Here is a 21,571-nt window from a genome sequence, read left to right on the forward strand (position 1 = left end):
GGGGCCCAAGGCTCAGGCCCTGGAGACGGCGGCTGAGGCGGTAGGCGGCAGGAGGAGAGACAGGCGTGGCGAACCCCGTACCCCCGCGTGACCGCACGGATCAGCCCTGGCGATCCGAAGGCGCGCCGCCCCCACCGCCCCCACAGTCGCCCAAGCGCAAGATGCCCGGCGGCTGGGGCAGCCTCATCCTGACGGCCCTGATCGTCTACCTGATCGCGAACCTGGTGCTCTCGTTCTTCAACGAGGGCGACGAGGCGACGATCTCGTACACCGAATTCAGCAAGCAGGTCGCGAACGACAACGTCACCAAGATCTACTCCAAGGGTGACGCGATCCAGGGGCAGCTCAAGAAGGAGCAGCCCACGCCGGACGGCAGTGACAGCGGCAAGAAGAACTACACGAAGTTCACGACCCAGCGGCCGTCGTTCGCCGACGACGACCTGTGGGCCAACCTGGAGAAGCACGACGTCACCGTGACGGCCGAGCCGGTCGTCCAGGAGCGCAGCTTCCTGTCCAACCTCCTCATCTCGCTCGCCCCGATGCTGCTCCTCGTCGTTCTGTGGATCTTCATCGCGCGGCGTATGAGCCAGGGCATGGGCGGCGGCGCGGGCGGCATGCTGGGCCGCAAGCAGCCACCCAAACCGGTCGAGCTGGAACCGGGCAAGAAGCGCACCACCTTCGAGGACGTCGCCGGCATCGACGAGGTCGAGGGCGAACTCAACGACGTCGTCGACTTCCTCAAGAACCCCGACGCGTACCGCGCCATGGGCGCCAAGATGCCGCGCGGCGTGCTGCTCGCGGGACCGCCCGGAACCGGCAAGACGCTGCTCGCGCGCGCGGTGGCCGGCGAGGCCGGCGTGCCGTTCTTCTCGGCGTCCGCCTCGGAGTTCATCGAGATGATCGTCGGCGTCGGCGCCTCCCGCGTCCGTGAGCTCTTCGCCGAGGCGCGCAAGGTCGCCCCGTCGATCATCTTCATCGACGAGATCGACACGATCGGCCGCGCGCGCGGCGGCGGCAGCGGCATGGGCGGCCACGACGAGCGCGAGCAGACCCTGAACCAGATCCTCACCGAGATGGACGGCTTCACCGGCTCCGAGGGCGTCATCGTCATCGCCGCCACCAACCGGGCCGACGTCCTCGATCCCGCTCTGACCCGACCGGGCCGCTTCGACCGCATCGTCAACGTCTCGCCGCCCGACCGCGGCGGCCGCGAGTCGATCCTCAAGATCCACACCCGGGACATCCCGATGGCGACCGGTGTCGACCTCGCCCAGGTCGCCCGTACGACACCGGGCATGACCGGCGCCGAACTCGCCAACCTCACCAACGAGGCCGCGCTCCTCGCGGTCAAGCGCAAGCAGAAGGAGGTCACGCAGGCCGACCTCTCCGAAGCGCTGGAAAAGGTCCAGCTGGGCGCCGAACGGCCTTTGGTGATGCCCGAGGAGGAGCGCCGCCGCACCGCGTACCACGAGAGCGGCCACGCCCTGTTGGGCATGCTCCAGCCCGGCGCCGACCCCGTCCGCAAGATCACCATCGTGCCGCGCGGCCGGGCCCTCGGCGTGACCCTGTCCACGCCGGACGCCGACAAGTACGCGTACACGGAGGAGTACCTGCGAGGGCGCATCATCGGCGCACTGGGAGGCATGGCGGCCGAACAGGTCGTCTACGGAGTCATCACCACAGGAGCCGAGAACGACCTGGAGCAGGTGACGAACCTGGCCCGCGGCATGGTCGCCCGCTGGGGCATGAGCGAGAAGGTCGGCCGTCTGTCCGCCCTCCCGAACGATGCCCAGCAGGCCTACGGCCTCTCCGCGGCCCCCGAGACACTCGACACGATCGACGGCGAAATGCGGCGCATCGTGGACGAGTGCTACGAGGAGGCGTGCCAGAAGCTGCGCGACAACCGCCACAAGCTGGACGCGCTGGCCACGGCACTCCTGGAGAACGAGACGCTGGAGGAGGCCGACGCGTACCGCATCGCCGGTGTCGCACGACTCACCAAGGAGTGAGCCGTCCGCCGCGTCACTTACAGGAGCTCACGCGGTACGGGCTATCAAGTACCGGAAGACATTGGGCATCCACACGGTTCCGTCGGCCCGTACGTAGGGCTGGAGCGCCTCCGTGACCTCCTTGTCCACCTGAGGGAGGTCCGTCGCTCCCACCGCCGCGTCGAACAACCCGGTCGACAGCAGGCCGCGGACCGCGCTCTCCGCGTCGGCGTACCCGAAGGGGCACGCCACACGGCCGGACCCGTCGGGCCGCAGCCCCGCACGCTGGGCCACCTCCTCCAGGTCGTCACGCTGCGCAGGCCGCCAACTCCGCGTACTGCGCAGCGGGTCGGCGAGCTTGGTGGCCACCCGGAGCACCGACGACGTGGTGCAGCGCTCGGGGGGACCCCAGCCGACGAGCACCACCGGAGCGCCGCGCCGCGCCATCGGGGCCGCGCTCTCCAGAAGGGCGGAGAGCCCTTCAGAGTCCCCGGCCGTGCAGCCGATCGGCTGGAAGGCGGTGATCAGGTTGTACGGCGCGTCACCCGACTCCATGAGGTCGATGTCGTGCTCGCTGCCGTCCGTCAGGCGCGTGTCGCCGTGTCCGCGCCCCTCCCACGCCTCGGGCAGCAACCGCTGCCTGGCCAGGGCGAGCCGCTCCGGTTCCGCGGCCTCCACACCCGTCACGGACGCGCCGCGCGACGCCGCCATGAGGAGAGCGAGCCCCGAACCGCAGCCGAGCCCGAGGAGCCGAGTACCGGGGCCCACCTCCAGCCGTTCGTACACCGCTTCGTAGACAGGAACCAGCATCCGCTCCTGGATCTCCGCCCAGTCACGCGCGCGTGCGCACAGGTCCACGCGCGGCACAGGAGCCGCGTGGGGAAGGTGCCGCTGCACGAGCGTAGGTGTCATCGAAGTGCCCCAATCCGCCGAGAGATGCCGAGAGTTGTCGCCGTGGCGTACCGGCCGTGTTCGCGCGCTGCTCGCACTCCCCCCCGTATGCCAGAAAACTCCGCATCGTCCGTCACGTCTAGGGGGTGTTGGGCACACGAGCCCACAATGCGTGCAGGCACTGTCGTGCACCTCTTAAGGGGGGCTTGCCAGGGGCATACGGGTAGTCGGGCGAAAAGGATTCCCGTGCTCCGCAGCCCGCGCCGTAGCATGCGCGCCATGGCCAAGACCCCCGTGCTCACGCCCCAGGCGGAAGACTTCCCGCGCTGGTACCAGGACCTGATCTCCAAGGCCGAACTGGCCGACAACGGACCGGTGCGCGGCACGATGGTCATCCGACCGTACGGCTACGGGCTGTGGGAGCGGATGCAGCAGGACATGGATGCGCGCATCAAGGAGACGGGCACGCAGAACGCGTACTTCCCGCTCCTGATCCCGCAGTCGTACCTCACCAAGGAGGCCGACCACGTCGAGGGCTTCGCGCCCGAACTGGCCGTGGTGACGCACGGCGGCGGCAAGGAGCTGGAGGAGCCGGCGGTCGTCCGTCCCACCTCGGAGATGATCGTCAACGCCTCCTTCGCCAAGTGGGTGCAGAGCTACCGCGACCTGCCGCTGCTCATCAACCAGTGGGCGAACGTGGTCCGTTGGGAGCTGCGGCCGCGCCTGTTCCTGCGCACGACGGAGTTCCTGTGGCAGGAGGGCCACACGGCGCACGCGACGTACGAAGAGGCGCGCGACTTCGCGGCGCGCATCCACCGGCACGTCTACGCGGACTTCATGGAGAACGTGCTCGCCATGGACGTCGTCCTGGGGCGCAAGACGCCCAAGGAGCGCTTCGCGGGAGCCATCAACACCCTCACCCTGGAAGGAATGATGGGCGACGGCAAGGCCCTCCAGATGGGGACCAGCCACGAGCTCGGCCAGAACTTCGCCAAGGCCTTCCACACGCAGTACCTGTCGAAGGACGGCAAGCAGGAGCTGGTCTGGCAGACGTCCTGGGGATCGACCACCCGCATGATCGGCGCCCTCGTGATGATGCACGGCGACGACCACGGCCTGCGCGTGCCGCCCCGGCTCGCGCCCGTCCAGGTCGTCGTCCTCGCCATCAAGGGCGACGAAGCGGTCCTCGCCAAGGTGCGCGAGATCGGTGACGCTCTGAAGGCGGCCGGAATCCGCGTCCGGGTCGACGACCGCACCGACACCCCCTTCGGGCGCCGCGCCGTGGACTGGGAGCTGAAGGGCGTCCCCGTACGCGTCGAGGTCGGCCCGCGCGACCTGGAGAACGACACCGCGATGCTCGCCCGCCGCATCCCCGGCGGCAAGACGTCCGTGGCGATCGGCGCACTCACCGAAGTGCTCCCCAAGATCCTCGAGGAGGACCAGGCGCTGCTCCTCGCGCAGGCGCGGGAGCGGCGCGAACTCCGCACGAGCGACGTGACGACGGTCGACGACGCCGTCGAGGCGACCGCGGCGGGCGGCTGGGCGCGCATCCCGTGGTCCGACCTGGGCGAGACGGGCGAGAACGCACTCGCCGAGCACGGCGTCTCGGTACGTTGCCTGCTCGCCGCCGACGGGTCGGTGCCGGACTCCGACGACGCACCCGGTAACGTCGCGGTCGTGGCACGCGCCTACTGAGGCCGAAACAGCACTTGTGCATCGGACGCCTCGGCGCGCGACCCCTGTCTACGCGCCGGGGCGTACGTGGGACTACGCACCACCTTGGTGCGAGCTGTGAGCCTTCTCCCCAGATCAGCGCACCCGCCCTCGTCAGGACGCATCAGCGGCAACTGACTGGTACGTGCAAATTATTTGGGATGCCCCGGAATAGGAACACAGAGGCACCCCGGCTCGTTGTCACGACGTGAGCACGACACCACCTGTTCTCGCCGCAGAGCTGGCAGGGGCGTGGGCCGACATTCAGCGGCACCACCCCGAACTGCCGGATCTCGCCGCGCCCGAATCCCTGATCGGGGAGTCGTCGTCCGCCTGCGGACACGAGCTCTCCTTCGAGCGACTCCTCCATGAGGCAGTCCACGGCATCGCCGCAGCGCGCGGAATCCGCGACACCTCGCGCGCCGGCCGATACCACAACCGCAGATTCCTGGCCATCGCCGAGGAGCTGGGCCTCGACCACCCCGAGGAGCCGCACCCGAGCAGCGGCTTCTCGCTGGTCACGCTCAACTCCGAGGCGAAGCAGCGCTACCGGCAGACCATCGAGCGCCTTCAGCGGGCGCTGAAGGCGCACACGGTGGCGACCGCCGCGGACACCAAGCGCAGCTTCCGCGGTCCGGCCGCGCGGCACGGCTCCTCGGGAGGCGGCGTCCGCGTGAAGGCCGTCTGCGACTGCGGCCGCAATGTCCGCGTCGTGCCCTCGGTCCTCGCTCAGGCCCCCATCGTGTGCGGCGGCTGCGGCAAGCCGTTCCGTATCCCGGAGGTCGTCGGCGCCGCCGTGGGGTGACGGCCCCGGCCCTGGTGGGGCGGCCGCATCCGGGTTCGGCCGCCCCGGCGAGGTGTGGCACAATGGCTAGCTGTACTCGACAGTCGCACAGGACCCCTCTCTCCTCCGGCTGACGCGTCCATCGGGCACTCGGGTACCGCAACCCCACGCGGCAATCTCGCCGTGCCCACCCACGTCAACACCAGGAGACACCACTCCCGTGGCAGTCAAGATCAAGCTGAAGCGTCTGGGCAAGATCCGTTCGCCTCACTACCGCATCGTCGTCGCCGACTCCCGTACCCGCCGTGACGGCCGGGCCATCGAGGAGATCGGCCTGTACCACCCGGTGCAGAACCCGTCGCGCATCGAGGTCGACTCGGAGCGCGCGCAGTACTGGCTGGGTGTCGGCGCGCAGCCGACCGAGCCGGTCATGGCCATCCTGAAGCTCACCGGTGACTGGCAGAAGCACAAGGGTCTGCCCGCCCCGGAGCCGCTGAAGGTCGCCGAGCCGAAGAAGGCCCGCCCCTCGTTCGAGGCGCTGGCCACGGCCGACGAGCCCAAGGGTGAGGCCATCACCCAGAAGAAGAAGGCTGAGAAGAAGGACGAGGCCGCTGAGGCTGCGTCCGAGTCGACCGAGGCCTGAGCATGCTCGAGGAGGCTCTTGAGCACCTCGTGAAGGGCATTGTCGACAACCCCGACGATGTGCAGGTCGCCTCGCGCAACCTGCGCCGTGGGCGCGTTCTCGAGGTTCGGGTCCACCCCGACGACCTCGGCAAGGTGATCGGTCGCAACGGCCGCACCGCGCGCGCTCTGCGTACTGTCGTGGGCGCCATCGGCGGCCGCGGAGTCCGCGTCGACCTCGTCGACGTCGACCAGGTTCGCTGACAAGTTGAACACCGGCTCGGGCCGGGGAGGGCTTTCGAGCCGTCCCCGGCCCTAGTCGTATGACAGGAGAGTTTCCGACGTGCAGTTGGTAGTCGGGCGCATCGGCCGCGCCCACGGCATCAAGGGTGAGGTCACCGTCGAGGTGCGCACCGACGAGCCCGAGCTGCGGCTCGGTCCCGGCGCCGTGCTCGCCACGGACCCGGCCGCCACAGGTCCCCTCACCATCGAGTCCGGCCGGGTCCACTCCGGCCGCCTCCTGCTGCGCTTCGAGGGCGTACGCGACCGGACCGGCGCGGAGGCGCTGCGCAACACCCTCCTCATCGCCGAGGTCGATCCGGAGGAGCTGCCGGAGGACGAGGACGAGTTCTACGACCACCAGCTCATGGACCTGGACGTCGTCACGGTCGACGGCATCGAGGTCGGTCGCATCACGGAGATCTCCCACCTGCCCTCGCAGGACCTGTTCATCGTGGAGCGGCCCGACGGCAGCGAGGTCATGATCCCGTTCGTCGAGGAGATCGTCACCGAGATCGACCTCGAGGAGCAGAAGGCGATCATCGACCCGCCGCCCGGCCTGATCGACGACCGCGCCGAGATCGCTTCACCGCGCGAGGACTCGTAATGCGCCTCGACGTCGTCACGATCTTCCCCGAGTACCTGGAACCGCTGAACGTCTCGCTGGTCGGCAAGGCCCGCGCGCGCGGGCAACTCGACGTCCACGTGCACGACTTGCGGGACTGGACGCACGACCGGCACAACACGGTCGACGACACTCCGTACGGCGGCGGCCCCGGCATGGTCATGAAGACCGAGCCGTGGGGCGAGTGCCTCGACGACGTGCTCGCCGAGGGGTACGAGAGCGGGGCGCACGGGCCCGTCCTGGTCGTCCCCACGCCCAGCGGGCGCCCCTTCACCCAGGAACTCGCCGTGGAGCTCTCCGAGCGCCCCTGGCTGGTGTTCACGCCGGCGCGCTACGAAGGCATCGACCGCCGCGTCATCGACGAGTACGCGACCCGTATGCCGGTCTACGAGGTCTCCATCGGTGACTACGTCCTCGCGGGCGGGGAAGCGGCCGTGCTCGTCGTCACGGAGGCCGTGGCGCGCCTGCTGCCGGGTGTCCTCGGCAACGCGGCCTCGCACCAGGACGACTCCTTCGCGCCGGGCGCCATGGCCAACCTCCTCGAAGGCCCCGTCTTCACCAAGCCGCCCGAGTGGCGCGGCCGGGACATCCCGGATGTGCTGCTCAGCGGCCACCACGGCAAGATCGCGCGCTGGCGGCGGGACGAGGCACTGCGCCGAACCGTGCGCAACCGGCCCGATCTGATCGTGCGCACCGACCCGAAGGCCTTCGACAAGAAGGACCGGGAAATGCTCTCGATCCTGGGCTGGGGCCCCGGCTCCGACGGCCGATTTGGGCCAACGCCCGGAGCCGTGGAAGAATAAGCCGCTGCTGTACGTCCAGCTTGCGCCCCTGCCACAGGGGGAACGGTCGAAGCTTGCTCCCCGCTCACACGGGGATGGCCCAGACGCAAGGCCCGACGCGAACAGCTACCGAAACTCATCGCATACCTCCCGCCTATGACCTGTGGCATGGGCGAAGAAAGCAGACGATCATGTCTCACCTGCTCGACTCCGTCGACTCCGCGTCGCTGCGCAGCGACATCCCGGCCTTCCGCCCGGGTGACACCGTCAACGTCCACGTCCGCGTCATCGAGGGCAACCGCTCCCGTGTGCAGCAGTTCAAGGGCGTAGTCATCCGCCGCCAGGGCGCCGGTGTCCGCGAGACCTTCACGGTCCGCAAGGTCTCCTTCTCCGTGGGCGTCGAGCGCACCTTCCCGGTGCACACCCCGATCGTCGAGAAGATCGAGCTCGTCACCAAGGGTGACGTGCGTCGCGCCAAGCTGTACTACCTGCGCGACCTGCGCGGCAAGGCTGCGAAGATCAAGGAGAAGCGCGAGAACTGAGTCGCCCGACGCCCCCTGGGGGCGTCAGCGCATCTCGCGTACGGAGTCCTCAGGAGAGCCGGATAGCATCTGGCCTCGATGGACACCGAAGCACAGCATGTGGAGCGCGACCGCTCCTCCGAGCCCCTCGAGATCACCTCAGAGGGCGAGGAGGACCGGTCGCGCTCCTCTTTGCTTTCCCGCGGCATCGAGGCGGTCGCCGCCTGGCTGCCGGGTGGCCGGATCACGCTCTCCCTGCTCCTGTGCATGGCGTTCCTCCTGGCCTTCACCGTTTTCGTGATGCAGCCGTTCCAGATCCCCAGCGGCTCCATGGAGACCACATTGAGGGTCGGGGACCGCGTTCTCGTAAATAAGTTGGCGTACCGTTTCGGTGCCGAACCGGAGCGCGGGGACGTGGTCGTTTTCGACGGCAGCGGGTACTTCGGTGAGGCGGACTACATCAAGCGCGTCGTGGGTGTGGGGGGCGACCATGTGGTCTGCTGCGACAGCAAGGGGAGGATCGAGGTGAACGGGCAGTCCGTGGACGAGCGCTCCTTGTTGCACGCGGGAGACGCGGCTTCAGAGGTGCCGTTCGACATCGAGGTTCCGCAGGGCACCCTCTTTCTGCTCGGAGACCACCGCAGCGACTCCCGTGACTCCCGCGACTACCTGGGCGCCCCGGGCGGCGGGTTCGTTCCCGTCGACCATGTGATCGGCAAGGCCCTGTGGATCGCGTGGCCGACCGGACACTGGCACTCCTTGTCACGCGAAGACGTCTACGCGCGCGTGCCCGCGACCGGCGGCGGCCATGGGTAGCCGGGGGAAGCGGTCCGGTCACCGCGGCGACACCCGGCTGCCCACCGGGAGCCGGCCCACCAGCGGGCCCGTCCTGCCCGGCCGCGCCGAGCGCCGCAAGCTCGCACGCAAGGTGAAGCGCCGCAGAAGGCGCTCCGCGATCAAGGAGATACCTCTCCTCATAGGCGTGGCCCTGCTCATAGCCCTCGTCCTGAAGACGTTCCTCCTCCAGGCGTTCGTGATCCCGTCGGGCTCCATGGAGCAGACGATCAAGATCGGCGACCGGGTCGTGGTCGACAAACTCACCCCCTGGTTCGGCGCCGAGGTGCAGCGCGGCGATGTCGTCGTCTTCAAGGACCCCGGCAAGTGGCTGGAGCAGGAGACCGGGCAGACGAAGGACGACCCCGTCGGCGTCAAGCAGGTCAAGGCAGGTCTGACCTGGATCGGGCTGCTGCCCTCCGCCGACGAGCGCGATCTGATCAAGCGGGTCGTCGGAGTCGGTGGCGACACCGTGAAGTGCTGCGACAAGCAGGGCCGTGTCACGGTCAACGGGACGCCGCTGAACGAGACCGCGTACATCCACCCCGGCAACGCCCCCTCCAAGTTCGACTTTTCGGTGAAGGTTCCTCCGGGCCGGCTCTTCGTGATGGGCGATCACCGCGCCAACTCGGCGGACTCGCGGTACCACCTCACCGAGGGGTTCAACGGAACCGTCTCCGAGGCGTCGGTCGTGGGACGCGCCCGCGCGATCGTCTGGCCGATCGGCCACTGGACCACGCTCGGCGAGCCGGAGACGTTCGCCGCCGTGGCCGACGCGCAAGGCTCCGGATCGACCGCGGCGTCCGGTACGTCGCATAGGGTGGCCTCCGCGAACAGCACCGCGTCGAATGCGAACACATCGAATTCGGACGGATTGATCCCCCTCCCGAGCCCTGCGGAACTCCCGCTCGTTATGGGAGTGGTGGGCCTGCATCGCGTAGGGATCAGGCAGCGGCACGGACTGAGGAGTGGATGTGGGGGACTTGGCGGTCGGCGCACGGTCAGGGCATGGGCCCGAAGAGCAGCCCGGGCGATCCGACGACGCGGCGAGTCCCGCCGTGACGGGCCCGGTTCCCGAGGGCGGTGACGGAGTGGACGCGTCCCCCGCGAGTGCCTCGGAAGCCGGTGACGGCGAGTCCAAGGGCAAGGAGAAGAAGCCTCGCTCATTCTGGAAGGAGCTGCCGCTCCTCATCGTCATCGCGCTGGTCCTGGCCCTGGTCATCAAGACGTTCCTGGTCCAGGCGTTCTCGATCCCGTCGGCCTCGATGGAGAACACGCTTCAGATCGGCGACCGCGTACTCGTCGACAAGCTCACCCCGTGGTTCGGCTCGGAGCCGGAGCGCGGCGAGGTCATCGTCTTCCATGACCCGGACGGCTGGCTGAACGGCGAGCCCACGGCCGAGCCGAACGCGGTGCAGCAGGTCCTGAGCTGGGTCGGCCTGATGCCGTCCGCCGACGAGAAGGACCTCATCAAGCGCGTGATCGGCGTCGGCGGCGACACCGTCGAGTGCAAGGGCACGGGCCCGCTCAAGGTGAACGGCAAGGCGCTGAACGAGCCGTACGTCTACGCCGACAACACCCCGTGCACCGCCGACAACATGGGCGGAACCTTCAAGGTGAAGGTTCCTGAGGGCAAAGTTTGGGTCATGGGCGATCACCGCCAGGACTCGATGGACTCCCGCTACCACCAGAACGACAAGAACGAGGGCTTCGTCCCGGTCGACAACGTCGTGGGCCGCGCCATCGTCGTCGCCTGGCCGCCCACCCACTGGTCGACGCTGCCGGTGCCGGACACCTTCGACCAGTCCGGTATCAACGCCGCGGCGAGCGTGGCCCCGGGGGCCCTCGGCCTCGCCGGTGCCGCACCGCTGGTGCTGTGGCGCAGGCGCAAGATCAACAAGAGCCTTACCGACGGGAACACCAGGGTTTCTGCGACCGGTACCGCCGGGTAGGGTGCCGTCCCAGATCGCCGATCTTCCGTGGCCCGACATCCGTCGAGGCCGGGCCGGAAGATCGATTTCTCCGACGCGGGGGAGCAACTGGGATGAGCACGACACGTCGTACGGCCGAGGGCCGCGGCAAGGTCGGCAGCGCGCTGTCGGGCATAGCCGTGGCCCTCGGCTGTGTGCTGTTCCTCGGCGGGTTCGTGTGGGGCGCCTTCGTGTACCAGCCGTACACGGTGCCGACCGACTCCATGTCACCGACGATCGGCGCGGGTGACCGGGTGCTCGCGCAGCGGATCGACGGCAGCGAGATCAAGCGCGGTGACGTCGTCGTCTTCCAGGAGGCGACCTGGGGCGAGCTGCCGATGGTCAAGCGGGTCGTCGGCATCGGCGGGGACACGATCGCCTGCTGCACGGACGGCAAGCTGACCGTCAACGGCAAGAAGATCGACGAACCGTATCTTCAGGCCGGCAAGAACGCCTCGCTCATCGGTATCGAGTCCACGACCGTCCCCAAGGGCCGGCTCTTCCTGCTCGGTGACGAGCGCAGCGGCTCCCTGGACTCCACCGTCCACCTCGACGACGGCGTGCACGGCTCGGTGGAGCGCGGTGCCGTGCAGGCCCGGGTGGACGCCGTGGCCTGGCCCATGGACGGCATGCTGCCCAAGCCCACCGGGTTCGAGGAGCTGCCCGGCGGGATCTCGCAGCCGGGGCCGCTCAAGCTGATGCTGACCGCTGTCGTCGTGGGCGCGGTGCTCGTGCTCGGTGGGGCGGCGTACGGGCCGATCGCGAAGCGGACCCGGCGCTCGCGGACCCGGACTCCGGAGCCGGTGCGTGCCTGAGCTCGGCGGCGAACTGCGCAAGGTGGCCCGGGTCGTCCTGCTCGATCCCGAGAACCGCGTCCTGTTGCTGCACGGGCACGAGCCCGACGACAGCGCGGACGACTGGTGGTTCACGCCGGGCGGCGGCCTGGAGGGCGACGAGACGCGTGATCAGGCGGCGCTGCGGGAACTCGCCGAGGAGACCGGCATCACGGACGTGGAGCTGGGGCCTGTGCTGTGGCGGCGGATCTGCTCGTTCCCGTTCGACGGACGGCGCTGGGATCAGGACGAGTGGTACTTCCTGGCGCGTACGACGTCGACCGCGGCGCATGCGGTGATCAACGAGAAGGGCCTGACCGACCTGGAACGACGCAGCGTCGCGGGAGCACGTTGGTGGACGTACCGGGAACTGGCCGAGGCGCATGAGACGGTGTATCCGACCAGACTCGCCGAGCTGCTGAACCGGCTGCTCGTCGAGGGTCCCCCGAGCCGGCCGCTGGTTCTCGACACGGAAATCGTCTAGAGGCTCCAGAGGCTGGCGCACAATAGGGGGACGCACGGCTGAAGGGGAACATGCCATGAGCGCCGAGGACCTCGAGAAGTACGAGACCGAGATGGAGCTGAAGCTCTACCGGGAGTACCGCGACGTCGTCGGGCTGTTCAAATATGTGATCGAGACCGAACGTCGTTTCTACCTCACCAATGACTATGAGATGCAGGTGCACTCGGTCCAGGGGGAGGTGTTCTTCGAGGTGTCGATGGCGGATGCCTGGGTCTGGGACATGTACCGGCCCGCTCGTTTCGTCAAGCAGGTACGCGTTCTCACGTTCAAGGACGTGAATATCGAGGAGCTCAACAAGAGCGATCTTGAGCTTCCCGGCAGCTGAGCCGTTGTCCTGACCCCGTGATGCCCGCCGGATCGCCCCGTGACGGTGACGGAGTTTTCCACAACCCGTAGGTAGTTCACCAAGATCCACTTCTGTGTCGCCCGTGCCTCAACGTGGGCGTCGGAGGTGGTGCCGACGTGAACGCACGGGGCGCGATGGGGAAGTACGGCGAGGACCTGGCCGCCAGGCGGCTGGCCGACGCCGGTATGACGGTGCTCGCCAGGAACTGGCGGGCGGGCCGACGCGGCGAGATCGACATCGTGGCGCGGGACGGCGACGCGATCGTCGTCTGCGAGGTCAAGACGCGCAGGGGACAGGGCGCGGCCGACGGGGCCTTCGAGCATCCGATGGCCGCGATCACCCCGGTCAAGGCTCGGCGACTGAGGGATCTCGCCGAGCGCTGGGTGCAGGAACACGGGGGAGCGCCACCGGGCGGCGTCCGGATCGACCTGGTGGGCGTGCTGCTCCCGGAGCGCGGAGCACCGCGGGTCGAGCATGTGCGGGGGGTCTCCTGATGGGATTCGCGCGTACGTGTTCCGTGGCCCTGGTCGGTGTCGAGGGCGTCGTCGTCGAGGTGCAGGCGGATCTGGAACCGGGCATCGCCGCGTTCACACTCGTGGGGCTGCCCGACAAGAGCCTGGTCGAGAGCCGGGACCGGGTCAGGGCCGCCGTGGTCAACTCCGGAGCGGACTGGCCGCAGAAGAAGCTCACGGTGGGGCTCAGCCCGGCGTCCGTGCCCAAGGCCGGCTCGGGATTCGACCTGGCCGTCGCGTGTGCGGTCCTCGGTGCGGCCGAGCGGATCGATCCGCGGGTCCTCGCCGACATCGTGATGATCGGGGAGCTGGGGCTGGACGGGCGGGTGCGGCCGGTGCGGGGCGTCCTGCCGGCTGTCCTCGCCGCCGCCGACGCGGGGTACGAGCAGGTCGTGGTCCCCGAGTGCACGGCAGGCGAGGCGTCCCTGGTGCCGGGGGTCTCCGTGCTCGGGGTGCGCAGCCTGCGCCAGCTCATCGCCGTGCTCACGGACGAGCCCGTGCCGCAGGAGGAGCCGACGGAGCGGGGCCGTCCCGATTCGACGCTCGCCGGGCTCAGCATGCCGGGCACCGGCGCGGGCACCGGACTGGGCGGGCCGCTGAACGAGGCGCACGATCTCGCCGATGTCGTCGGGCAGATGTCGGCCCGCACCGCGATCGAGGTCTCGGCAGCGGGGGGCCACCACGTGATGCTGTCGGGGCCACCGGGCGCGGGCAAGACGATGCTCGCCGAGCGGCTGCCGGCCATCCTGCCGCCGCTCACCCGCGAGGAGTCCCTGGAGGTCACGGCGATCCACTCGGTGGCGGGCATGCTGCCCCCGGGCAAGTCCATGATCGACACCGCGCCGTACTGCGCGCCGCACCACTCGGCGACCATGCAGTCCCTCGTCGGGGGCGGGCCGGGGGTGGCGCGGCCGGGGGCGGTCTCGCTGTCGCACCGCGGGGTGCTCTTCCTGGACGAGGCGCCGGAGTTCAGCGGGCGGGCGCTCGACGCTCTGCGGCAGCCGCTCGAATCGGGGCACGTGGTGATCGCCCGCAGTGCCGGGGTGGTGCGGCTGCCCGCGCGGTTCCTGATGGCGCTGGCCGCCAATCCTTGTCCCTGCGGCCAGTACCGGGCACTCGGCGGGGAGTGCGACTGTCCGCCGGCGACCGTGCGCCGCTACCAGGCGCGGTTGTCGGGGCCGCTGCTCGACCGGGTCGATCTGCGGGTCGAGGTGGACGCCGTCACGCGCAGCGAACTGGCCGGATACGGGCCGCGCGGCGAGTCCACCCAGGTCGTCGCGGACCGGGTGCGCGAAGCCAGGGCGCGGGCGCTCGCGCGGCTCGCGGACACGCCCTGGCGGACCAACAGCGAGGTGCCCGGACATGCGCTGCGCACCCGCTGGCCCACCGCGCCCGGCGCCCTGGACGAGGCCGAACTGGATCTGGAGCGCGGCTTCTTGACGGCCCGCGGGCTCGACCGGGTGCTACGGGTGGCCTGGACCGTGGCGGACCTCGCCGGGCACGAGCGGCCCTTCGCCCAGGACGTGGCCCTCGCACTGCAACTGCGGACCGGGATCTCGCGCGGGGCGCCCATGACGATCGGGGCCGGGGGGTGACCGGGGCGGGCGGAGTCCCGGAGCAGGTGCGTCTCGCGCGGGCACGGCTGACGCGGATCGTCGAGCCGGGGTGGGAGCCGGCCGGGCGGTGGCTGCGGGAGTTCGGGGCGGTGGAGACGGCGCGACGGATCGACGCCGCCGCCGAGGGGGACGACGAGCCGCTGCCCGGGGTACGGGCCGAGCGCTGGGCGGGGCTCGTCGGGCGGGCCCGTGAAGCGCCGCCGCCCGAGCGGGATCTGACGCGGGCCGAGGGGTGCGGGGTGCGGTTCGTGTGCCCGGGGGACGCCGAGTGGCCGGGGCAGTTGGACGACCTGGGGGACGTGCGGCCCCTCGGGCTGTGGGTGCGGGGCGGGCCCAGCCTGCGCATGTGGGCCCTGCGCTCCGTCGCGGTGGTCGGCGCGCGGGCCTGCACGGACTACGGGGTGCGCATGGGCGCGAGCCTCGGCGCCGGGCTCGCCGAGCGCGGCTGGGTCGTCGTCTCGGGCGGGGCGTACGGGGTCGACGCGGCAGCCCACCGAGGGGCGCTCGGGGCGACCGGTGCCACGGTGGCGGTCCTCGCCTGCGGGGTCGACCGCGCCTATCCCCGCGGGCACGCCCAGTTGATCGACAGGGTCGCGGAACAGGGGCTCGTGGTGGGGGAGTTGCCACCGGGTGATCATCCGACGCCCAGCCGCTTCATCCTCAGGAACCGGGTGATCGCCGCCCTCACGCGCGGCACCGTCGTGGTCGAGGCGGCGTACCGGAGCGGGGCGCTGGGCACGGCTCGCTGGGCGCAGCGGCTCGGCAGGCATGCGATGGGCATTCCGGGGCCGGTGACCAGCAGCGTCTCCGCCGGGGTGCATGAACTGCTGCGCAAGGAGGGCGTGCTGGTGACCGACGCGGCGGAAGTCGTCGAGCTGGTCGGGGAGATGGGGGAGCTGGCGCCGGAGCGGCGCGGGCCCGTGCTCTCCCGTGACCTTCTGGCGCCGGACGCTGCGCGGGTGCTCGCGGCGCTGCCGGCGCGCGGCACACGCACCGTGGGGGAACTCGCGCGGGGCGCCGGGGCGACCGAGGACGAGGCGATCGGGAGGTTGTACGAACTGCGCTCGTTGGGGTTCGTCGAACGACACGGCGATGGCTGGCAGTTGACACGCCAGGAGTTCGGTTCGGTCTTTCCGGAAGGGGGTGTTCCCTGACGCAGGGTGTTCCGCCGTCCGGATGACCCCCGATGACCTTGGCAATTCCGGCAGTTGGCGCGTCGGCCCGGTCACGTACGGAGACGGAAGCGTCCGCGCAAGTCGCTCAACGGAACGTATCTGCGCGCGTACGATCCCCTACCCTTCGCACACTGCGACACTCCAGTCACGCTACGCTCACCAGGATTCGGGTTCGTCCCCTCAAATCCGGAATCAGGCAGGCAGCTCGGCAGCAGTCATGACCAGACGGGCAACACGGCATTTTCACCAGTAAAGCGATCACTCCTCTTTCCCAGTCCCTCGGTACGCAGCAGAACGGCACAAGGCGGCGCATGCCACAGCACACCTCCGGGTCCGACCGGGCGCCGGTACCCCCCGCCGCCCGCGGCTCCAGCGTGCGGCCTCCGGCTCCCTCCTCCGTCGAGGAGCTGTGGAGGTCGTACAAGGCGACGGGCGACGAGCGACTTCGCGAGCAGCTGATCCTGCACTACTCGCCACTGGTGAAGTACGTCGCGGGGCGGGTCAGTGTGGGGCTGCCGCCCAACGTCGAGCAGGCGGACTTCGTCTCGTCCGGGGTCTTCGGGCTGATCGACGCCATCGAGAAGTTCGACATCGAGCGCGAGATCAAGTTCGAGACGTACGCGATCACCCGGATCCGTGGCGCGATGATCGACGAACTGCGGGCCCTGGACTGGATTCCCCGTTCCGTACGGCAGAAGGCGCGCAACGTCGAGCGCGCCTACGCCACCCTCGAGGCCAAGCTGCGGCGCACCCCGTCGGAGAGCGAGGTGGCGGCCGAGATGGGGGTGGCGCTGGAGGAACTGCACGCTGTTTTCAGTCAGTTGTCGCTGGCGAACGTGGTGGCGCTGGAGGAGTTGCTGCACGTCGGCGGTGAGGGCGGTGACCGGCCGAGCCTGATGGACACGCTGGAGGACCACGCCGCGGACAACCCGGTGGAGGTCGCCGAGGACCGCGAGCTGCGGCGGTTCCTGGCGCGGGCGATCAACACCCTGCCGGACCGCGAGAAGACCGTGGTCACGCTCTACTACTACGAGGGACTCACGCTCGCCGAGATCGGGAACGTGCTGGGGGTCACCGAGAGCCGGGTCAGTCAGATCCACACGAAGTCGGTCTTGCAGCTGCGGGCGAAGCTGGCCAGTTTCGGGCGGTGACGCGTGGCTGTTTCCCGTGGTGACGAATCGTCCCTGCCCATCCGGGCCTGTCGGTGCGACTCCCGTCAGGGGCGGCGCGTCCGTAAAGTGGAGACGTGCCAAGGATTCGAGCGGCCTCAGTGGCCGAGCACCGGTCGATGCAGCGCGGCGCCCTTCTGGACGCGGCGCGTTCCCTGCTGTCCGAGGGCGGGACGGAGGCGCTGACCTTCCCCGCGCTGGCGGAGCGGACGGGGCTCGCGCGGTCGTCCGTGTACGAGTACTTCAAGTCCCGGGCGGCCGTCGTCGAGGAGCTGTGCGCGGTCGACTTTCCGGTGTGGGCCGCGGAGGTCGAGGCCGGGATGGCCCGCGCCGCGACGCCCGAGGGCAAGGTCGAGGCCTATGTGCGGGAGCAGCTGGCGCTGGTGGGGGACCGCCGGCACCGGGCCGTCGTCGCCATCTCGGCCAGCGAGCTGGACGCCGGGGCGCGGGAGAAGATCCGGGCCGCGCACGGTGGGCTCGTCGCGATGATCGTGGAGGCGCTGGGGGACATGGGGCACGAGCAGCCCCGGCTCGCGGCGATGTTGTTGCAGGGTGTGGTGGACGCGGCGGTGCGGCGGATCGAGCTGGGGGCCGCGGAGGATCCCGGAGTGATCGTGGACGCGGCGGTGGGGATGGCGCTGCGGGGCGTTCGGGGCTGAGGTCTCGCCCGCCCCCCCCCGCATGTCGTCGGCTGTCCTCACAGGGGCAGCCCCCAGACCGGGAGCAGTCGGGCCGGGCCCGACCTGAGCAGGGACGGGTCCAGCAAGGACAGCGGGTCCAGGTAGGTGTCCGCGCGGCGCAGGCCCCAGTGCAGGCAGGACGGGGCCGCGGGTGGGCAGTGGCCCGTCGGCAACTCCACCACGCCCAGGACGTCGCCGGCGCCGACCTCGTCTCCCCGGGCCACCGTCGCCGCCACCGGTTCGTAGGACGTGCGCAGGGGTGGCTCACCGGTGCCGGACAGCTCCACCGTCACCACGCCCCTGCCCGCCACCTCCCCCGCGAAGGAGACGCGGCCGTCCGCCACCGTGCGGACCGGGGCGCCGATCGGGGCCGCGAGGTCGACGCCTCGGTGGCCGGGGCCGTAGGGCGTGGTCGGTGGCGCCCAGGGGCGCACCACCGCCGGGCGGTCGCCGGTCGGCCAGAGCCGGGCTTCGCCGGCGGACGCGGGATGAACGGCAGTGACGTAGAAGAAGAGCAGGGTCAGCGTCACGCAGAGTAGTTTTCGCATGGCTCGGAGGATTCCGGACCGGAGGGAATCCGGGGGATCATGGCCGGGAAACGTGGACTACCGGGCGGTTGTGGACAGCGGCGTCACCCGGTACCTCCAGGGTCCCGTACACTTCATGTGGCGATCCGGGCCACCGGATCGACTTCGCACGCCCCGACACCAGGACGCGAGTCCAGTGGGTGCAGCGCCCATCGGTCCCGTACCAGCGAAAGCGACGTACGCGGCAGGCGCGCATCGGGGCGTCAGGAAACAACCGAGAACACCAGAGGAGTACGGCCATGGCCGTCGTCACGATGCGGGAGCTGCTGGAGAGCGGCGTCCACTTCGGTCACCAGACCCGTCGTTGGAACCCGAAGATGAAGCGCTTCATCTTCACGGAGCGCAACGGCATCTACATCATCGACCTGCTCCAGTCGCTGTCGTACATCGACCGCGCCTACGAGTTCGTCAAGGAGACCGTCGCCCACGGCGGCACGGTCATGTTCGTCGGCACGAAGAAGCAGGCGCAGGAAGCGATCGCCGAGCAGGCGACCCGCGTCGGCATGCCCTACGTGAACCAGCGCTGGCTGGGCGGCATGCTCACCAACTTCTCGACCGTCTACAAGCGTCTGCAGCGCCTCAAGGAGCTCGAGCAGATCGACTTCGAGGACGTCGCCGCGTCCGGTCTCACCAAGAAGGAGCTTCTCGTGCTCTCGCGCGAGAAGGCCAAGCTGGAGAAGACCCTCGGCGGTATCCGCGAGATGTCCAAGGTTCCCAGCGCTGTCTGGATCGTGGACACCAAGAAGGAGCACATCGCTGTCGGCGAGGCCCGGAAGCTCAACATTCCGGTCGTCGCGATCCTCGACACGAACTGTGACCCCGACGAGGTCGACTACAAGATCCCGGGCAACGACGACGCGATCCGCTCCGTCACCCTGCTCACCCGCGTGATCGCCGACGCCGTCGCCGAGGGCCTCATCGCCCGTTCCGGCGTCGCCACCGGCGACCAGAAGCCGGGCGAGAAGGCCGCCGGCGAGCCGCTCGCCGAGTGGGAGCGCGACCTGCTCGAGGGTGAGAAGAAGGCCGACGAGAAGCCCGCCGAGGCCGCCCCGGCCGCCGCCGAGGCCCCCGCCGCCGACGCCGAGGCCCCCGCTGCCGAGGCGCCCGCCGCCGAGGCTCCGGCCGCCGACGCCGAGCAGGCCTGACCCTCACGGGTACCGGGTTTCATGAGGTGACGGCGGGGGCCATTTCAGGTCCCCGCCGTCACCTGTGAACCTCTTCTTCAGACTTCGAGTCAGACTCCAGACTTCGTAGAGAGAAAACCAGGATCATGGCGAACTACACCGCCGCTGACGTCAAGAAGCTCCGTGAGCTCACGGGCGCCGGCATGATGGACTGCAAGAAGGCGCTCGACGAGGCCGACGGCAACGTCGACAAGGCCGTCGAGGCTCTGCGCATCAAGGGCCAGAAGGGCGTCGCCAAGCGCGAGGGCCGCTCCGCCGAGAACGGTGCCGTCGTCTCCCTCATCGCCGACGACAACACCTCCGGTGTCATCGTCGAGCTGAAGTGCGAGACGGACTTCGTCGCCAAGGGCGAGAAGTTCCAGGCCGTCGCGAACGAGCTGGCCGCGCACGTCGCCAAGACGAACCCCGCGGACATCCAGGCCCTGCTCGCCTCCGAGATCGAGGCCGGCAAGACCGTCCAGGCCTTCGTCGACGAGGCCAACGCCAACCTCGGCGAGAAGATCGTCCTGGACCGCTTCGCGCAGTTCTCCGGCGCCTTCGTCACCGCCTACATGCACCGCACCATGCCCGACCTGCCCCCGCAGATCGGTGTTCTGGTCGAGCTGGACAAGGCCGACGCCGCGCTCGCCAAGGGTGTCGCGCAGCACATCGCCGCCTTCGCGCCGAAGTACCTCTCCCGCGAGGACGTCCCGGCCGAGGTCGTCGAGTCGGAGCGTCGCGTCGCCGAGGAGACCACGCGCGCCGAGGGCAAGCCCGAGGCCGCCCTCCCGAAGATCGTCGAGGGTCGCGTCAACGGCTTCTTCAAGGAGGCCACGCTGCTCGGTCAGCCGTACGCCCTCGACAACAAGAAGTCCGTCGAGAAGGTCCTCCAGGAGGCCGGTGTCACCCTGAAGCGCTTCGCGCGCATCAAGGTCGGCATCTGAGTCCGTACCGCGCCCGACGCGAGACCCCGCTAGGGTCGACAGCAGTCGTCCGGGTATGTGCCGGACGACCGCAGATGTGACGAGGAGGCCATTGCCGCGCATGGGATGCGAAACACCCCACCGGCAGTGGCCTTCTTCGTATGTGCACCACGAGGAGATTCCATGACCAGCACCCAGGCCGACAAGAGCGACAACAGCGACGACGGCAAAGGCGCGGGGCGCTTCATGCTGAAGCTCTCCGGCGAGGCTTTCGCCGGGGGCGGGGGTCTCGGAGTCGACCCCGACGTGGTGCACGCCATCGCCCGTGAGATCGCGGCTGTCGTCCGCGGCGGCGCGCAGATCGCCGTCGTCATCGGCGGCGGCAACTTCTTCCGCGGCGCCGAGCTCCAGCAGCGCGGCATGGACCGGGCCCGCTCCGACTACATGGGCATGCTCGGCACCGTGATGAACTGCCTCGCGCTCCAGGACTTCCTGGAGAAGGAGGGCATCGACAGCCGCGTGCAGACCGCCATCACGATGGGCCAGGTCGCCGAGCCCTACATCCCGCTGCGCGCCGTGCGCCACCTGGAGAAGGGCCGCGTCGTCATCTTCGGCGCCGGTATGGGCATGCCGTACTTCTCCACCGACACGACCGCCGCGCAGCGCGCCCTGGAGATCGACGCCGAGGCGCTGCTCATGGGCAAGAACGGTGTCGACGGCGTCTACGACTCGGACCCGAAGACCAACCCTGAGGCCGTGAAGTTCGACGCCCTCAGCTACGGCGAGGTCATCACCCGTGACCTCAAGGTCGCCGACATGACCGCGATCACCCTGTGCCGCGACAACGACCTCCCGATTCTCGTCTTCGAGCTCCTCACGACGGGCAATATCGCGCGTGCCGTCAAGGGTGAGAAGATCGGGACGCTCGTGGGCGAGCAGGGCACCCGCGCCTGACCCTCCCGTCCGTAACACCCCGCGAGGGATGGACAATGTCCTGCCGGTCGGACACCGTGCAGGAAAGACACGCGACGCAGCC

At 69.7% G+C, this 21,571-nt stretch carries 24 protein-coding genes; 22 read left to right on the forward strand and 2 right to left on the reverse strand.

The genetic code is table 11. The features are described from left to right. Positions 1 to 65 precede the first annotated feature (65 nt). Positions 66 to 2,009, forward strand: a complete 1,944-nt coding sequence (gene ftsH / locus V2W30_RS28615) for an ATP-dependent zinc metalloprotease FtsH (protein WP_338700977.1) — start codon at positions 66 to 68, stop codon at positions 2,007 to 2,009. A 27-nt stretch (positions 2,010 to 2,036) separates the two neighbouring features. Here the strand turns inward: ftsH and V2W30_RS28620 are convergent, their stop codons facing one another. Next, positions 2,037 to 2,900 (reverse strand): SAM-dependent methyltransferase, encoded by an 864-nt coding sequence (locus V2W30_RS28620; protein WP_338700979.1) that lies wholly within the window; start codon positions 2,898 to 2,900, stop codon positions 2,037 to 2,039. A gap of 258 nt (positions 2,901 to 3,158) precedes the next feature. Between V2W30_RS28620 and proS the strand changes: the two genes are divergently transcribed. The 18 genes from proS to V2W30_RS28710 all read left to right on the forward strand — a co-directional run bounded on the left by proS (position 3,159) and on the right by V2W30_RS28710 (position 17,841). Then, positions 3,159 to 4,574 carry a proline--tRNA ligase gene (gene proS / locus V2W30_RS28625; protein ID WP_338700981.1) on the forward strand — a complete coding sequence of 472 codons (1,416 nt, stop codon included), beginning with the start codon at positions 3,159 to 3,161 and terminating at the stop codon, positions 4,572 to 4,574. 226 nt (positions 4,575 to 4,800) lie between these two features. Beyond that, positions 4,801 to 5,397 carry a hypothetical protein gene (locus V2W30_RS28630; RefSeq protein WP_338700983.1) on the forward strand — a complete coding sequence of 199 codons (597 nt, stop codon included), beginning with the start codon at positions 4,801 to 4,803 and terminating at the stop codon, positions 5,395 to 5,397. 199 nt (positions 5,398 to 5,596) lie between these two features. Further along, entirely contained in the window at positions 5,597 to 6,019 is a 423-nt protein-coding gene (gene rpsP, locus V2W30_RS28635; RefSeq protein WP_164303140.1) for a 30S ribosomal protein S16, read from the forward strand. Positions 6,020 to 6,021: 2 nt separating this feature from the next. Further along, positions 6,022 to 6,261, forward strand: coding sequence for an RNA-binding protein (locus tag V2W30_RS28640; RefSeq protein ID WP_014176063.1), 240 nt, complete (start codon positions 6,022 to 6,024; stop codon positions 6,259 to 6,261). 79 nt (positions 6,262 to 6,340) lie between these two features. Further along, positions 6,341 to 6,883 carry a ribosome maturation factor RimM gene (rimM, locus tag V2W30_RS28645; protein ID WP_338700987.1) on the forward strand — a complete coding sequence of 181 codons (543 nt, stop codon included), beginning with the start codon at positions 6,341 to 6,343 and terminating at the stop codon, positions 6,881 to 6,883. Next, positions 6,883 to 7,704 (forward strand): tRNA (guanosine(37)-N1)-methyltransferase TrmD, encoded by an 822-nt coding sequence (gene trmD / locus V2W30_RS28650; protein ID WP_338700989.1) that lies wholly within the window; start codon positions 6,883 to 6,885, stop codon positions 7,702 to 7,704. Before rimM ends, trmD begins: the two co-directional genes overlap by 1 nt. Positions 7,705 to 7,874: 170 nt before the next feature. Next, positions 7,875 to 8,225, forward strand: coding sequence for a 50S ribosomal protein L19 (gene rplS / locus V2W30_RS28655; RefSeq protein ID WP_016638799.1), 351 nt, complete (start codon positions 7,875 to 7,877; stop codon positions 8,223 to 8,225). Positions 8,226 to 8,303: 78 nt separating this feature from the next. Continuing rightward, a complete protein-coding gene (lepB, locus tag V2W30_RS28660) occupies positions 8,304 to 9,020 on the forward strand; it encodes a signal peptidase I (RefSeq protein WP_338700996.1) in 717 nt (238 codons plus the stop codon). After that, entirely contained in the window at positions 9,013 to 10,125 is a 1,113-nt protein-coding gene (gene lepB, locus V2W30_RS28665) for a signal peptidase I (protein WP_338700998.1), read from the forward strand. The genes lepB (V2W30_RS28660) and lepB (V2W30_RS28665) overlap by 8 nt, the downstream gene beginning before the upstream one ends. Next, positions 10,013 to 10,990 carry a signal peptidase I gene (gene lepB, locus V2W30_RS28670; RefSeq protein ID WP_338701000.1) on the forward strand — a complete coding sequence of 326 codons (978 nt, stop codon included), beginning with the start codon at positions 10,013 to 10,015 and terminating at the stop codon, positions 10,988 to 10,990. The genes lepB (V2W30_RS28665) and lepB (V2W30_RS28670) overlap by 113 nt, the downstream gene beginning before the upstream one ends. Positions 10,991 to 11,082: 92 nt before the next feature. Further along, positions 11,083 to 11,823, forward strand: coding sequence for a signal peptidase I (gene lepB / locus V2W30_RS28675; protein WP_338701001.1), 741 nt, complete (start codon positions 11,083 to 11,085; stop codon positions 11,821 to 11,823). Beyond that, complete coding sequence (locus V2W30_RS28680; RefSeq protein WP_338701002.1) at positions 11,816 to 12,325, forward strand: NUDIX hydrolase; 510 nt, start codon at positions 11,816 to 11,818, stop codon at positions 12,323 to 12,325. The genes lepB (V2W30_RS28675) and V2W30_RS28680 overlap by 8 nt, the downstream gene beginning before the upstream one ends. 55 nt (positions 12,326 to 12,380) lie before the next feature. Then, a complete protein-coding gene (locus V2W30_RS28685) occupies positions 12,381 to 12,689 on the forward strand; it encodes a DUF2469 domain-containing protein (RefSeq protein ID WP_005311352.1) in 309 nt (102 codons plus the stop codon). Between the two features lie 137 nt (positions 12,690 to 12,826). Next, positions 12,827 to 13,204 carry a YraN family protein gene (locus V2W30_RS28690; protein ID WP_425244609.1) on the forward strand — a complete coding sequence of 126 codons (378 nt, stop codon included), beginning with the start codon at positions 12,827 to 12,829 and terminating at the stop codon, positions 13,202 to 13,204. Further along, positions 13,204 to 14,817: a YifB family Mg chelatase-like AAA ATPase gene (locus V2W30_RS28695; RefSeq protein WP_338701004.1), complete on the forward strand. Its 1,614-nt coding sequence runs from the start codon at positions 13,204 to 13,206 to the stop codon at positions 14,815 to 14,817. Before V2W30_RS28690 ends, V2W30_RS28695 begins: the two co-directional genes overlap by 1 nt. Beyond that, complete coding sequence (dprA, locus tag V2W30_RS28700; protein WP_338701006.1) at positions 14,814 to 15,992, forward strand: DNA-processing protein DprA; 1,179 nt, start codon at positions 14,814 to 14,816, stop codon at positions 15,990 to 15,992. The genes V2W30_RS28695 and dprA overlap by 4 nt, the downstream gene beginning before the upstream one ends. Before the next feature lie 332 nt (positions 15,993 to 16,324). Further along, positions 16,325 to 17,164 (forward strand): RNA polymerase sigma factor WhiG, encoded by an 840-nt coding sequence (gene whiG / locus V2W30_RS28705; protein ID WP_338701008.1) that lies wholly within the window; start codon positions 16,325 to 16,327, stop codon positions 17,162 to 17,164. 119 nt (positions 17,165 to 17,283) lie between these two features. Next, positions 17,284 to 17,841, forward strand: coding sequence for a helix-turn-helix domain-containing protein (locus V2W30_RS28710; protein WP_338703798.1), 558 nt, complete (start codon positions 17,284 to 17,286; stop codon positions 17,839 to 17,841). 38 nt (positions 17,842 to 17,879) lie between these two features. Here V2W30_RS28710 and V2W30_RS28715 read toward each other — a convergent pair whose 3' ends face one another. Then, positions 17,880 to 18,410 (reverse strand): M23 family metallopeptidase, encoded by a 531-nt coding sequence (locus V2W30_RS28715; RefSeq protein WP_338701010.1) that lies wholly within the window; start codon positions 18,408 to 18,410, stop codon positions 17,880 to 17,882. Positions 18,411 to 18,688: 278 nt separating this feature from the next. On the opposite strand from V2W30_RS28715, the gene rpsB reads away from it, so the two are divergent. The 3 genes from rpsB (at position 18,689) to pyrH (ending at position 21,489) form a co-directional block, all read left to right on the forward strand. Further along, complete coding sequence (rpsB, locus tag V2W30_RS28720) at positions 18,689 to 19,594, forward strand: 30S ribosomal protein S2 (RefSeq protein WP_338701012.1); 906 nt, start codon at positions 18,689 to 18,691, stop codon at positions 19,592 to 19,594. Between the two features lie 125 nt (positions 19,595 to 19,719). Further along, positions 19,720 to 20,556 carry a translation elongation factor Ts gene (tsf, locus tag V2W30_RS28725; RefSeq protein WP_338701014.1) on the forward strand — a complete coding sequence of 279 codons (837 nt, stop codon included), beginning with the start codon at positions 19,720 to 19,722 and terminating at the stop codon, positions 20,554 to 20,556. Positions 20,557 to 20,718: 162 nt separating this feature from the next. Then, on the forward strand, positions 20,719 to 21,489 hold the full coding sequence (gene pyrH, locus V2W30_RS28730; RefSeq protein ID WP_338701015.1) for a UMP kinase: 771 nt from the start codon (positions 20,719 to 20,721) through the stop codon (positions 21,487 to 21,489). Positions 21,490 to 21,571 lie beyond the last annotated feature (82 nt).

This window comes from Streptomyces sp. Q6 (assembly GCF_036967205.1).
GTDB lineage: Bacteria > Actinomycetota > Actinomycetes > Streptomycetales > Streptomycetaceae > Streptomyces > Streptomyces citrinus.